At 64.9% G+C, this 12,888-nt stretch carries 14 protein-coding genes; 5 read left to right on the top strand and 9 right to left on the bottom strand.

What is annotated here, in order from left to right:
* Nucleotides 1–34: 34 nt before the first annotated feature.
* A complete protein-coding gene (gene ruvC, locus CLV45_RS04965; RefSeq protein ID WP_100335283.1) occupies nucleotides 35–667 on the top strand; it encodes a crossover junction endodeoxyribonuclease RuvC in 633 nt (210 codons plus the stop codon).
* A gap of 79 nt (nucleotides 668–746) precedes the next feature.
* Here ruvC and CLV45_RS04960 read toward each other — a convergent pair whose 3' ends face one another.
* Nucleotides 747–1,805: an alpha/beta hydrolase gene (locus CLV45_RS04960; RefSeq protein ID WP_100335282.1), complete on the bottom strand. Its 1,059-nt coding sequence runs from the start codon at nucleotides 1,803–1,805 to the stop codon at nucleotides 747–749.
* Between the two features lie 424 nt (nucleotides 1,806–2,229).
* Here CLV45_RS04960 and CLV45_RS04955 point away from each other — a divergent pair, with 424 nt between their 5' ends.
* On the top strand, nucleotides 2,230–2,907 hold the full coding sequence (locus CLV45_RS04955) for a hypothetical protein (protein ID WP_170061809.1): 678 nt from the start codon (nucleotides 2,230–2,232) through the stop codon (nucleotides 2,905–2,907).
* A gap of 120 nt (nucleotides 2,908–3,027) precedes the next feature.
* On the opposite strand, the gene CLV45_RS04950 is transcribed toward CLV45_RS04955, so the two are convergent.
* From CLV45_RS04950 to CLV45_RS04925, 6 genes are read right to left on the bottom strand one after another with little or no spacing between them, the layout of a single operon-like run.
* Complete coding sequence (locus tag CLV45_RS04950; protein WP_100335280.1) at nucleotides 3,028–4,089, bottom strand: tetratricopeptide repeat protein; 1,062 nt, start codon at nucleotides 4,087–4,089, stop codon at nucleotides 3,028–3,030.
* A 50-nt stretch (nucleotides 4,090–4,139) separates the two neighbouring features.
* Nucleotides 4,140–4,535 (bottom strand): hypothetical protein, encoded by a 396-nt coding sequence (locus CLV45_RS04945; protein ID WP_100335279.1) that lies wholly within the window; start codon nucleotides 4,533–4,535, stop codon nucleotides 4,140–4,142.
* Nucleotides 4,519–5,271 (bottom strand): class I SAM-dependent methyltransferase, encoded by a 753-nt coding sequence (locus tag CLV45_RS04940; RefSeq protein ID WP_100335278.1) that lies wholly within the window; start codon nucleotides 5,269–5,271, stop codon nucleotides 4,519–4,521. The genes CLV45_RS04945 and CLV45_RS04940 overlap by 17 nt, the downstream gene beginning before the upstream one ends.
* On the bottom strand, nucleotides 5,268–6,008 hold the full coding sequence (locus tag CLV45_RS04935; RefSeq protein WP_100335277.1) for a DUF2071 domain-containing protein: 741 nt from the start codon (nucleotides 6,006–6,008) through the stop codon (nucleotides 5,268–5,270). The genes CLV45_RS04940 and CLV45_RS04935 overlap by 4 nt, the downstream gene beginning before the upstream one ends.
* A gap of 1 nt (nucleotide 6,009) precedes the next feature.
* Nucleotides 6,010–6,384: a DoxX-like family protein gene (locus tag CLV45_RS04930; protein WP_100336951.1), complete on the bottom strand. Its 375-nt coding sequence runs from the start codon at nucleotides 6,382–6,384 to the stop codon at nucleotides 6,010–6,012.
* Nucleotides 6,385–6,401: 17 nt separating this feature from the next.
* On the bottom strand, nucleotides 6,402–7,199 hold the full coding sequence (locus tag CLV45_RS04925; protein ID WP_100335276.1) for a PhzF family phenazine biosynthesis protein: 798 nt from the start codon (nucleotides 7,197–7,199) through the stop codon (nucleotides 6,402–6,404).
* Nucleotides 7,200–7,451: 252 nt separating this feature from the next.
* Here CLV45_RS04925 and CLV45_RS04920 point away from each other — a divergent pair, with 252 nt between their 5' ends.
* Genes CLV45_RS04920 through CLV45_RS04910 form a run of 3 tightly spaced genes read left to right on the top strand, consistent with a single transcriptional unit; the run spans nucleotide 7,452 to nucleotide 10,745 of the window.
* Nucleotides 7,452–8,003, top strand: coding sequence for an RNA polymerase sigma factor (locus CLV45_RS04920; protein WP_100335275.1), 552 nt, complete (start codon nucleotides 7,452–7,454; stop codon nucleotides 8,001–8,003).
* Nucleotides 8,000–9,727, top strand: coding sequence for an outer membrane beta-barrel protein (locus tag CLV45_RS04915; protein WP_100335274.1), 1,728 nt, complete (start codon nucleotides 8,000–8,002; stop codon nucleotides 9,725–9,727). Before CLV45_RS04920 ends, CLV45_RS04915 begins: the two co-directional genes overlap by 4 nt.
* A 43-nt stretch (nucleotides 9,728–9,770) precedes the next feature.
* Nucleotides 9,771–10,745 carry a hypothetical protein gene (locus tag CLV45_RS04910; RefSeq protein ID WP_100335273.1) on the top strand — a complete coding sequence of 325 codons (975 nt, stop codon included), beginning with the start codon at nucleotides 9,771–9,773 and terminating at the stop codon, nucleotides 10,743–10,745.
* A 94-nt stretch (nucleotides 10,746–10,839) separates the two neighbouring features.
* Here the strand turns inward: CLV45_RS04910 and CLV45_RS04905 are convergent, their stop codons facing one another.
* Together CLV45_RS04905 and CLV45_RS04900 are read right to left on the bottom strand one after the other, a co-directional pair.
* Nucleotides 10,840–12,027, bottom strand: coding sequence for a sensor histidine kinase (locus CLV45_RS04905; RefSeq protein ID WP_157807298.1), 1,188 nt, complete (start codon nucleotides 12,025–12,027; stop codon nucleotides 10,840–10,842).
* The gene (locus CLV45_RS04900) at nucleotides 11,996–12,817 is read right to left on the bottom strand and encodes an alpha/beta fold hydrolase (RefSeq protein ID WP_100335271.1); all 822 of its coding nucleotides are present in this window, start codon (nucleotides 12,815–12,817) and stop codon (nucleotides 11,996–11,998) included. The genes CLV45_RS04905 and CLV45_RS04900 overlap by 32 nt, the downstream gene beginning before the upstream one ends.
* Between the last annotated feature and the right edge of the window lie 71 nt (nucleotides 12,818–12,888).

Here is a 12,888-nt window from a genome sequence, read left to right as displayed (position 1 = left end):
TGCTCTTGTTCCGTCTTCGCCTCCTCTCCTACCTATGCTTCTGCCCCACGCCGCTTCCCAGGACCTTCTCCCCAAAATTATCATGGGCGTCGACCCCGGCACCCAGATTATGGGCTACGCCGTGATTGAGGTGCAGGGCTCCCGCGTGACGGTGCTGCGCTACGACGTCATCGACATGAAGAAGATTGGCAACAACCACGCCCTCAAGCTCAAGAAGATCTTCGAGCGGATGCTGGAGCTCATCGACGAGTTTTTGCCCGACGAGCTGGCCATCGAAGCCCCGTTTTTCGGCGTCAACGTGCAGAGCATGCTCAAGCTGGGTCGGGCCCAGGGCGTGGCCATTGCCGCCTGCCTGTCCCGCCAGATTCCCTACGTGGAATATGCCCCCACCAAGGTCAAGCAGGCCGTGACGGGCTCGGGCTCGGCCAGCAAGGAGCAGGTGGCCAAGATGCTGCGCCAAACCCTGAAGCTGCCCCCCATCGAGGAAGCCCCCAAGTTTCTGGACGCCACCGACGCGCTGGCCGTGGCCCTGTGCCACCACTACCAGAAGGGCAACAACGTGAAAGCCGGCACCAAGAGCTGGGACAAGTTCCTCACCGACAACCCCGACCGGATGGCCAGCGCCTCGGGCACGAAAAAAGCCCCGGCCAAGGCCAAGGCGAAATAGAGTTAAGCGGCGGCGCCGTTGTTCTGAGAATACGCCCGGCCCGATATCTTCTTAAAAAATATTTTCAGCAGCTCTTTTCCTACCGTAAAAAGGCCTCAATTTCGGTTAGCATCTGCGCCCTACCCCGCTCCGGTCGGTCCAGAAAAACGAAGTGGGTAGCCTGGGGCAGGGTAACGGTCTTGTGCGGAAAACCAGCCGGCAGCTCGGCCGCCAGGGCCGTCAGGTCGGCGGGGCGAGACCAGAAATCCAGCTCGCCCCGCAGGGCCAGCACCGGCAGCCGCAGCCGCCGAGCCAGCCAGTACGGCCGCCCCAGGGACTGATAGAAGGCTTCTTCCCGGTAGCCCCCAGGCACCCGCATCGTGGGCGGCTGGCGCTGCAGGGCCCCGCTGTCGGCCCGGAGGGCTGTTTGCCCATAGGCCCGCTGCACTGCCGAGTCGCGCCACTGGTTTTTATCGGCCACCGGAATAGACTGTTCCCAAGCGCTGGTGAGTGACGTGGCCGTGGCACTGCGCCAGGGGCCCAGTGCTTTGTTGTAGCGGGTAGAGTCGTGCGGATCGGCAAAGGCGGCGCGTAGGCCCCAGGGTGCCCGCACCCCGTAGAGCGAGTTTAAGCTGATGAAGTGGCTCACCCGGCGCCGGTGATGCGTGGCATAGTAGCCGCCCCAGTGCCCACCCGTGGCCCAGCCAAATAGCACCACCTGGGCCACTCCCTCCCGCCGCCGGATAGTCTGGACCACCCGATGAATATCCTGACTGGCCTGGCGGCAGCTCCCGTTGACTGGCTGGCTGGTGACCGACGGCACCACGGGGTCCGGGGACCCGCCCCACCCCCGGACATTGAGCACATACACGATAAAGCCGCGCTGCGCCAAATCGGCAGCCAGGGAGCCACCGGGTACGTCCAAATCGAACGAGGCTAGTCCGCCCGGGCCCCCGCCGTGCACCAGGACCACGACTCGCCCCGGGGCGGCCGGCCGCGCCACCCGCCGGACGGCTAGTGGGCGGTGCGCCGGGCCGCTTACGATAAAATCTGCCCGCTGCACAGGAGCCCGCGGCGGAGCCGTTTGCGCAGCGCTTCCCAAGGAAAGCAGCCCTAAGCTGATGGCAGTGCTGTAGGTCAGAAGCGGATATCTGGACATCGTAATCTACTTTGCAGTAAGCGTATTTAACTGTGCCCTTGTGGGCTCGGCCTTACTGCCCCCCGCCGGGGCGAGGGGTAGCTCCCTGAGTTCCTATCAAGCGGATGGCTACGGAGCGTTAAGATATAGCGGGAAAGACCAAGTTAGCTTCCCGTGCGCAGAGCGAAGTAAATTCGGAAAGAGTAAGCTCTACTCGCCTGGCCCTACCGGCTTGAGTGCTCGAGAGCTGCGGAATACGCTGCCCAGGACCGCTGGTATCGGCTATGCAGTGGTGCGGGGCAGGAACTCAGGCAGCGGGCGGCTATTCCGAAAAAAGACTTTATCTATGCTTTTTTACAACCCTTAAAAAAAGCTCATACTACAAATGCCGGCAGCTTATCAGGCCACGCTATCCATACTTGCAGCTCTTTGCGCTGGTGTACTCTTGGGCTGTGAATCCAAGAACACTACGCCGACTATTACGCCGACCACTGCGCCAACCGCTACGCCGCCGCGCCCTCGGCCGCCAGTACCGGCACCCAACGCAACCCTTTACAAAGACAGCACCTACGAGCTGACTGGTCCGGCACAGCATTACGCCACCATTGTTAGGAAAGGCCAACCAGACCCGCCTCCGCGGCCCGGGGCTGCCATTCTCTTTCAGAATGAGGCCCTCTACGTGCTGGGCGACACGGCCTTGCGCGGCGAGTTCGAGCTGACTCAGCGCTTCACTTACCGCCACGCGTTTGCGGATTTTCCCGCCTCGCCGGGCCGTGGCCCACACCGGCGGCCCGACTTTACAACCAACCCGCAGGCCAGGCTGTACATCACCCGGATAACGGAGGGCGCCAAGGAGCCCGCCAACTTTGCGGGTCACTACCGCCTTGTTACGTGGGGCTGCGGCAGTTCCTGCCAGATGTCGGCGCTGGTCGACCAGCACACCGGCCGCATCTACGACGTGCCGGAAACGGCCTTAGGCCTGGAGTACCGCCTCAACAGCCGGCTGCTCATCACGGATCATCTTACGGACGAAGGCTATTCCAGCACTTTTGTGGTAAACTCCATGTATCCGGCCCCGACTTTCTACCTCTGGACCGGCAAGCAGTTTCGAAAGCTGGAGTAGGCCTGTACGCCGGCAGTAAGCAGTCAAGCCTTTTGCTGCTTCGGTATCCTGGCTTCGGCTTACGCCTCACAAGGACAAAACGTCAAGCTCACCATTTCACAGTTTCACCACCTCGCCACCTCACCATTTATAAGCTTCCGACCATTCCTGGAATTCCTTGACCTCGCTCGGGTGTTGGTCGAGCCACTGCTGGGCCTCGGGCTGGCCGGGGCGGGCGGCCTGGATGAGGTAGGTGAGCGTGGGCAGGTAGCCGGCCTTTTTCAGGGTGAGGAAGTAGGGCACGTAGTAGTTCCAGGCAAAGCCCGGGTGGCTGGCCTCCTTCTGCTCTTCCAGGCTCTGGCACAGGGAAGTCAGCTTTTCGGCCAGCCGCACCGTCGCCGACTTATCCTTGTTCTTGTCGTCGTAGTCGTGGGCCGAGGCCATGGTGAGCAGCATATCGGCCTGCCCGAAGTTGTCGGGCTGGTTTTTCTTGCCGTTCACCTGCTTGAGCATATCCGGGGTCATGCTCAGGGTCACCGCTTTGTCGCCGGTTTTGCGCACGCCCTTACCCATGAGCTTATCCAGCAGCTCCAGGCCGCCGGTGGCGCGCGGGCTACGCGGCTCCAATTGCAAAAACCGCACGCAGGCAAAGACGGCCGGCACCCGGTTGCTCTGGGCCGTGAGCAGGGCCAGGGTGCGGTGGGCGCTGGCGTGACGCGGGTTTTTGCGCACGGCCAGCTGCATACTTTCGGTGGCTTCCTCGTAGCGCTGCACCCCGGCCTGGGTTACGCCCAGGTTGTAGTAGAGCAGGCCATTGTCGGGAAACTTCTTGAGGCCGGTTTGATAGATACGGATGGCTTCCTGGGGCTTTTTCAAATCGTCGAGGGCCGTGCCGTAGGTGATGTACACGTTGGGGTCGGCCGGCTCACCTTTCAGCAGCCGCTGGCAAAGCTCCACCACTTCCTCGTTGCGGCCCAGGGAGCCGTAGGTCATGGCCAGCTCGTACTGGGCCGTAAAATCATCCGGGGCCAGCTTCAGGGCCTGTTTGTAGCGCAGCACGGCCTCGTCGTACTTGCCTTCGTCGTAGAGCGTAACACCTTGCTTAATAAGGGCCTTGACTTCGTCGGGCGCCTGGGCCTGGGCCGTGGCAGTGAGGCCGGCCAAAAGAAGCACTACGAGGAGCTTGCTACTGGGGTAACGCATAAAGAGCGGGGAATAGGATGAGGAAGCAACGGGTAGCTTAAAGCTAGAAATTACCGCCAGAACACCAGTAAAAAAACACCCGTCAGGTAGCTCCAGAGCACGATAAAGGCCGCGTGTACCGTCGTTTCAAACCGTTTGCCCCGCCACAGCTCGGCCGAGTAGCCGACCAGCTGCACCACGAGCCGCACCAGCCAGAACAAACCCAGCCCCAGCGCCACCACCCGGCCCAAATGGGTGTGCACCAAGTCGGCGGCGCTGCTCAGGCACAGCAGGCCCATGAGCAGCACGGTTAGGGCAATGAACAAGGTGTGCACGTACACCATCTGCCGGTTGATGAGGCGTAGCGGTTGCAACTCCCCGGCCCAGTTGAAGTAGCGCGGAAAGCCGGCGTGCAGCAGCGCCAACCCCACCAGCAGGGCCCCAACAATCCTAAGTTGCGTTTCCATAAACCTGAAGCGTAAAGGCCGAGACGAAGGGCGTTATTTTTTGTTCCTGCACCACTTCCAGGCCCGCCGCCCGAAACACCCGCCGCCAGGTAGCGCGGGAGTAGAAATGGAAAAAACCGATGGTGTAGGCCAGGAAATTGGCCGGGTCGCGCAGGTGCTCGACGACGATAATGCGGCCCTGGGGCGTTAGGGTGCGGCGCACTTCGGCAAAGAAAGCAACCCGCTCCCGCTGCTGCCTGATTTCGTGGGCCGAGAGCAGCAGCAGGGCGTAGTCGGTGCTGGCGGCGGGCAGCGGCAGGGCCCCGGGCTGCACGGCCACGGTGCCCGGAAACGGCGGATACGCCGCCCGGGCCCGCTTAATGGAAACTTCCCGGTGCAGCTGGGGGTCGTAAAAGTCGAATACCCGCAGCTGGGCCCGGGCAAACCGCTGCTGCAGCAGGCCACTGGTTTCGTCGAAGCCGGCGTGGATGTTGACCAGGCGCCCCCGGCTGGCGGGGTCAATGGGCAGCCAGCCCAGCCGGTAGAGCTCCGACACGTCGTAGACGTAGTACGACACCAGCAGCGAGATGAGCACCGGCGCCGCGCCCAGGGCCAGCAACCCCAGCAGGTAAGGCCGCCAGGCCGCGGGGGCGAAGCCCGCCACGGCGGCCAAAACCAGCAGGCTGCCCCCGGCACCCACGTAAAAGTGCCAGTTGAAGCGCACCACGTTCCAGACTCCTTCCAGCGGCCTTCTCATGCGGGCCAGGGCTCGGTACGCCCCTTTTGCCAGCGGTAGGGAATGTCGGTCATGGTAAAGGCGCTGGCCAGCCGGCAGCCGCTCAGGCCCAGCTCTTGGATAAAGCCGACCTCCGCGGCCAGCACCCGCACGGGCTGGGGCTGCCAGGCTTCGCGCACTCCTTCCACAATGACCACCTGCCGCCGGGCCTGGTCATAGGAGAACGTGAAGGGCAGCGGGCCCGCAAACCGCCGCGCCTGCTGCCAGCTCGAAAACGGGGAGCCGGCCGGCAGGGCAGGCTCGTCGGCCGCCAGCAATTCGACGGCAATGGCCAGGTTCGCCTTGGTAGAATCAAAGTGCAACTGCCCTTCGGCGGCGGCCTGCCGGATGTCGATGGTGCTGTACCCGTAGCTGGTAAACAGGTTGCCCAGCCACTGCATTTTCACTTTGTCGGTTTGGGACTGGAGGATATACAACCCGCGCAGGCGCTTGCCGGCCCGGGTGGTGTAGCGCACAAATACCCGGTAGCCAATCAGGAAAAAGCTGTGCCCCAGCCAGGCCGGCAGGCCGGCGGGCCGCAGCTCCCGGGTCTGGACCAGGGCCACGGCCACGAAGCCCCAGGTATCGTCGAGGGTATCCAGGGTGAGGCACTCGGGAATCAGGCGCTGCAGCGCGGCGGCAGGCACGGCGTAGGTGAGCACCGTGGTGCGGGTCAGGCGGGCTTCCACGCCGAAGGGATGATGGGCGAGTAAGGCCATATCAGCGGGCCGAAGCAGGAGCGGCCGGCAGCCGGAAGCCGTAGTAATACAGCAGCAGCGCAAACAGGCCGGCAAAGACGATATTGAGCTGCTGCCAGAGCAGTAAGTCCCGGGCCAGCAGAAACTCCAGCACGTTCATGCCCAGCACCAGCGCAATCTGCAGGCCCACGCTGAGCCGCTCCCGGTACCGGCTCAGCACCCAGCCGGCCATGACGATTTCGGCCACCCCGATAAGCACCGTGAGGGGCGCGGCAAACCGCGGCCCGAGGATGCGGGCCACAATGGCTTCGTGCCGGGGCACCAGGTGCAGCACCTTGCACAGCAGCCCGTTAGCCAGCCACACGGCCGCAATACCGAAGCGCAGCCCCGTCCGCATCACCTCCCCGCCCGGCATTAGGCGCCCAGCTCAATTTCGCCCTTCAGATACGTCACCGCGTAGCCGCTCATCAGGGCCCGGTCGCCGCGCAGCTCGCACCACAGGTCGCCGCCCCGGGCCGACACCTGCCGGGCGCGCAGCTCGGTTTTGCCCAGGCGCGCGGCCCAGAACGGAATCAAAGAGGCGTGGGCCGAGCCGGTCACCGGGTCTTCGGGCACGCCCACCCGGGGGCCGAAAAAGCGCGACACGAAGTCGATGCCGTTGGTGCCGGGCGCGGTGGCAATGACGCCGATGTATTCCAGGGCGGCTACTTTGGCCATATCCGGGTGCAGGGCCAGCACATCGGCTTCGGAGTTGAAGAGCACGACTAAGTCGCGGGAGGCCAGCACTTCCAGCGGGGTGGCCCGCAGCGCGTCGAGCAGGCCGGTGGGGTGCGCGGCCAGGGGCTGCGGGGGCCGCGAGGGAAAGTCGAGGGTGAAGCGGCCGTCGGCGGCGTGGCGCACCCGCAGCGGGCCACTTTTGGAGTGGAAGGTTATTTCCTCACCCTGGAAATTGAGGTGGCGAAACAGCACGTGGGCCGAGGCCAGGGTGGCGTGCCCGCAGAGGTCAATTTCGGCCGTGGGCGTAAACCAGCGGATTTCGTAGTCGGCGCCGCCGCGGGGTACGAAGTAGGCGGTTTCGGCCAGGTTGTTTTCGGCGGCAATGGCCTGCATGGTGTCGGCCGGCAGCCATTCGGTGAGCGGGCATACGGCGGCGGGGTTGCCGGCAAACACCCGGTCGGTAAAGGCGTCGATTTGATAAATGGGAAGCAGCATGGCGGAGGGGCGCGTTGCCCGCGCCCGGCAGTTTGAAGGAGTGAGGAAGTAGGCGCTAAAGGTAAAAGAAGAACCCGAAGGCACGGTAGCGGAAGTACGGCCGAAATTGCGGTTTTTTAGAACCGGATTGCCAGGCCGCCCACCCGGCGCAAATAAATTCACCGCCCACGCAACCCTTCCCCACCGGCCGCCGGTCATGGGGGCAGAACGCTAGCTGATTCTATTTCTACCCGCTTATCTTCTGCCCTGCCTATGGCCGAATCAATTGACTCCCTCGTAGATAGCTGCCGCCGGGGCCGGCCCGCCGCGCAACGACTTCTCTACGAGCGGTTAGGCTATCAGCTCATGGGCGTGTGCTTGCGTTACTGTCCGTCCCGGGCCGAGGCCGAAGATGCGCTGCAGCTCACCTTCGTCAAGATTTTTACCCGGCTCGACCAATTCCGCAACCAGGGCCCGTTTGAGGCCTGGGCCCGGCGCATTGCCGTGACCACCTCGCTGAACCTGTGGCAGCAGCACCAGCAGCGGGGCCTGCACCTCGACGCCGAGGAAGCGGCCCACGTGCAGCACCCCGACGGCACCCCCTTCGACCAGCTTTCGGCCGATGATGTGCTGCGGCAGATGAACGCCCTGCCCCTGGGGTACCGCACGGTTCTCAACCTCTACGCCATCGAAGGCTACACGCACGCCGAAATCGGCGAGCTGCTGGGCATTTCGGAAGGCACCAGCAAGTCGCAGCTCTCCCGGGCCCGCCGCCTGCTGGAAGAACGCCTGCACCAGCAGGCTCAGACTCCTTTAGCATCATGACCGACCACGACTCAGAACAATTCTACCACGACCTGCGCCAGAAGCTCCAGGGCTACGGCAGCGCCCCGCCCGAAACGGTGTGGCGCGGCATCCGGGAGCAGGTGCCGGTGCGCAAGCGCCGCCTGCGGCCCGTGCTGTGGCTGCTGCTGGTGGGCGCCCTACTAGTGGGCATAACGGTGGGCACCCGGCAGTGGGGCCCCGCCGTGTTCGGACCCGGGACTTCGTCCCCGGCGCCCGTAGCGGAGGCCGGCCAAACTTCCGGCCGCTCTGCCGGAGCCACCGGGAGCCGAGCAGTCGGCCAGCCCAACGGCGCGGCACCCGCACCCGCACCCGCGGAGCCCCGGGCCAGCGTTACGACCCAGCCTGACAACGGCACTGGCCGCGGCAATTCGTCTTGGGCAAAAGGCAAACCGGCCGCCCCGGCGGCCGGCGCCATCAGCAGCGCCCGAAACGGGCCGGCGGCGGCAGCGGCTAAGCAGGCCGTATTGGCCAGCGTTGACACCCGCGGCAAACGGTCGGCCCGGATTGGGGCTTCCCGCCGCTCCGCGGAATCTTCGGCCCCGGCCCAGCCCGAGGAAGAAACCACGGCTACAGCTGCTTCGGCTACGGCGGCTTTCGAGTCGGCCTCGGCCACTACCACCATTACGGCCACCCGACGTAGCTCCCGCCGCCATGCCCGGCTTTCGAAGCAGCTCTTGGCCGCTACGGCGACTCGCGCCGCGGCTCTTCCGACCCGCCGGCGTACCTCGGAACTGGCCCGCCCCGCCTCGCTCGACCCGAGCCGCACGGTAGCCGCCGGCGCGGGCAGCCGCCGGCTGGGGCTGAGCCGGACTACCAGCGGCCGGCCGACTTCGACCACGCCGGCCTTGGCCGCCGCCGAATTGGGGAGCTACCCAAGCTTAGTCCGCCCCGAAAGTGCCGCCGCAACCCGGCGCGCCCGGGCCCGGCAGGCTAAGGTCAGTAATGCGCCGCTGGCCCTGCTGGTGGTGCGCCCCCGGGTGGCTGACACACCCGAGCCGGAAGTAGAAGCCGTGAAGCGTGCCCCGCGCCGCCGCCCGACCCGGCAGGAAATCAGCCTGCGCAACTGGAGCGCCCAGCTGCTGCTGGGTTCGGGGCTGACGTACCGGGCTCTGGGCGGCTCAGCTTCCCAGCTCGAACGCCTGGAACGGCCGGATGTGGGCTTTAGCGGGCAGGCCTCGGCCACCTACTCCCTGTCGCGGCAGCTGGCCGTGAGTGTGGGCCTGGGCTATTCCGAATACGCCACCAGCCTGAATTACCAATTGCAGAAAACGGCCCCGGACTCGGTTACCCGGACCCTGGTGCGCAAGGAGTTCCGGGACGTGTACCGTTTCCTGACCATTCCGCTGCAGGCCCAACTGACGCTGGCCGGCAACCCACGCTGGCGCTACGGCGTGCAGGGCGGCGGCACGGTGGCCCTGCTGGCCGATGCCAAAACAACGGAGGGCTCGGCCTGCAACTGCCAGCAGGTGCAGTGGAGCAGCTCCGCCCGTACTCAGCCCTTCAACCGGACCAGCGTGATGCTCACCGGCGGCGCGTTTGCCAGCTACCAGTTTGCCCTGGGCCAGTGGTTTACCATTAGGCCCCAGGGTCAGATTTTCCTTAACTCTCTGTCGACGGCCGCTAGTGGCCGGGCCCCGCGCCGGCCCTGGAGCCTGGGTGTGCAGGCCGGCTACAGCTGGGACCTGGACCCGCGCAAGCACTAAGCCGCCAGCCTTTTCTTCTTTTCCCTTCCCGACTTTCCTTCCCATGAATAAATTTCTGCTTTTCGCCCTTGGGGCTTTATTGCTGGCGCTGCCCGCCTGCCAGTTCGACTCCGGCGTGGTTATCTGTGAAGACGGCAAAACGCCCGGCCCCGTCGTGACGCTTCCACCCACGATCAGCGCCCTAACGGCCCAGCTTGGGGCCCCGGTCCAGACGCTGACCTACGACCCGAGCCGCGTCAACTCGTTTACCAGCCTGAAGGGCACCCGCATTACGATTCCGGCTAACGCCTTTACCAAGTACGGGCAGCCTGTGACGGCGCCCCTGGAGCTGGCCTTTCGCGAAGTATTCAGCCGGGCCGACATGGTGCTCAGCAACATGCCCACCATTGCCGGCGGCCAGCTGCTCGAATCGGCGGGGGAAGTGTACCTGCGGGCAGCCAAGGATACGGCCGTGCGCATGACCCCGGGTGCCAAGCTGGTTCTGCAGGTCCCGACGCCCGCCACGGCCTCCCGCGACTCCATGAGCCTGTTTGTGGGCGGCTGGGGCGGCGGCACGACCTCCACCTGCTTCGAGTGGACGCTCAACCGGGACACGGGCGCCTCGTCGCGGCCGTTGAACGGGGGCAACAGCAACCTCGTCACGGTGAGCAGTACGCTCTACAACGCGGGCCTGAACTGGCTCAACTGCGACAAGTTCTACACCAACCCCAACCCCACGACCACCGTGAAGGTCACGGTGCCGGGCCTCAACATTGACCCGGCTACCAACACGATGGTGTTTGCCGTGTTCCGCACCATCAACGGGGCCGTGCGCATTTGCAATTTTAAGGGCCCCAACGATTTTGAGATGCCCGGTATTCCCCAAACGATGCCCCTAAGCATTGTCGTTATCCGCACCGTGGATAGTAAGCTGTACTACGGCCGCCAGGATGCCACGGTGCAGGCCGGCCTGGTCATAACGCCGGTGCTCCAGGAAACCACGGCCGCGGCCCTGGTCGACGCCCTAAACCAGCTGTAAGCAAGCCCGCAGCGGCCCGGCTTGCTTCACCCGGTAGCCCTGGGGCCCAGCCGGAAGTGACGCCTAGTGCCGTAACCCGGCGCTTACTGCTTACTTACGAAGGCAAAAAAATCCGGAACGTAGTGCCTTCGTTGACCACGCTTGCCACTTCGAGGTGGCCATTGGCCTGGCGCACCAGCCGGTTGACCAAGTACAACCCCACGCCGGAACCGGGCACCTCGGGGTGAAAGCGGCGAAACAGCTGAAATAAATCCTGCCCGTGGCGCTGCAAGTCGATACCCCGGCCATTGTCGCGCACGGTCAGCACCAGGCCGCCGGCGGCCGGGGCCGAGCGGACCCACACCTGGGGCCGGCGCCCGGGCAGGGCGTACTTAACGGCGTTGCTGAGCAGATTGTAGAGCAGACTGTGCAGGGCCGGGCGCGGCATCCGCAGGTGGGGCACGGCCCGAAAATCGAGGCTAAAGTCGACGGCAGCGGCCTGCAGGGGCTGCAGGTTGCGGATTATTTCCTCGGTAATAGCCTGCAGCGCAATCTTTTCCCGGGGCACCTGGTCGAGCTGGCGCTGGAGCTGCACCACTTCGGTCATACCCTCGATGGTGCCCAGAATCTGGCGCAGGGCGTCGTCGAACATGGCCAGCATGGGCGCCGCTTCGGGGTCGTGAAAGGTGGCCGTGCGCTTGAGTTCCTCAAACAGGCCCTGCATGTTGCTGGCCGGCTGCTTGAGGTCGTGGGAGGCGGTATAGACGAAGTTGTCGAGCTCCCCGTTGATGCGGGTAAGCTGCTCATTCTTAGCCGTGAGCAAAGCCCGGTGGGCATCGGCTTCGGCGCGGGCCCGCAGCAGCTCCTGCTCGTACTTGCGGCGCTCGGTAATGTCGAACAGCGTGGCCCGGATGAGCAGGGGCTGCCCATCCGCGTCGCGCAGCAGCTGGGCATTGAGCAGCACCGGCAGCGTGGTGCCGTCGGCCCGCCGCAGCTGGTAGCTGATTTCACGTACTTGCCCCTGCAGCAGCAGCAGCGGGGCACAAAACGACTCGTAGTGCAGCCTTCCGCCCACGGTAAATAATTCCTGTAGGCAACGGCGGGCTACCAGCTGTTCGCGGGCGTAGCCCAGCCAGCTCAGCAGCGTCTGGTTGGTCTTGACCAGGGTTCCGTCGGGCAGGCAGGAGCAGTAGCCGCAGGGCGCCTGTTCGTACAAGTCTTCCAGGTTTTCGGCCGTGAGCCGCAGGTCGAGGGCCGGCAGCTCTTCTTCCTCAGCGGCGCTCATCGGGCGGCGGGGCAGCAAGGCCCAGAAAGTGAAACATGGCGGCCACAGTAGCCTGGGGCGCACTCAGGTGGGGGCAGTGGCCCGAGGTGTCGAGGATGACCAGCTCGGCAGCGGGCAGATGCTGCTGCAGGTAGTAGCCCACGGCCAGGGGCGCCAGCGCATCGTGGGCGCACTGCAGAATCAGGGCCGGGGTGCTGACCAGGGGCAGGTCAGCCCGGTTGTCGGCCAGAAACGTGACCCGGGCGAAGTGGCGGGCAATGGTGGGGTCGGTACGGCAGAAGCTGTTGTTGAGCTCGGCGCTGAGCTCGGGCCGCTCGGGGTGGCCCATAATAACGGGCGTAATGGCTCCCGACCAGCCCAGGTAGTTGCTGTCCATGGCCTGCAGCAGCTCGTCGATGTCGGCCGGCTCGAAGCCGCCGGTGTAGCCCGCGTCGTTGAGGTAGCGCGGCGAGGGTGCCACCAGCACCAGCCGACCAATGCGGGCCGGCTCCGCAATGGCGGCCAGCACGCCAATCATGGCGCTGACCGAGTGGCCCACGAATACCACGTCGTGCAGGTTCAGAGTTGCCAGCACCTGCAGCACATCGGCGGCGTGGGCCGCCAGCGTGTTGTAGTGGGCCGGCTCGTAGGCCGCCAGCTCCGACTGCCCCGCTCCTACCAGGTCGAGCAGCACCACGCGGTAGTGGGCCTCGAAAGCCGGGGCCACCAGACGCCACATGTGCTGGTCGCAGCCGAAGCCGTGCACCAGCACCATGGCCTGAGTTCCAGCTCCGGAAACGGTGACATTGTTGCGCCTTAAAACATCCATACGGGGCAGCTAAGGTAGTACGGGTAAGCCGGCCGACTCGTCACGTGCCGGTCTATACTCCACTTTGAAGT

This window comes from Hymenobacter chitinivorans DSM 11115 (genome assembly GCF_002797555.1).
GTDB classification, from domain to species: domain Bacteria; phylum Bacteroidota; class Bacteroidia; order Cytophagales; family Hymenobacteraceae; genus Hymenobacter; species Hymenobacter chitinivorans.
This window is presented reverse-complemented; position numbering and strand designations above follow the sequence as displayed.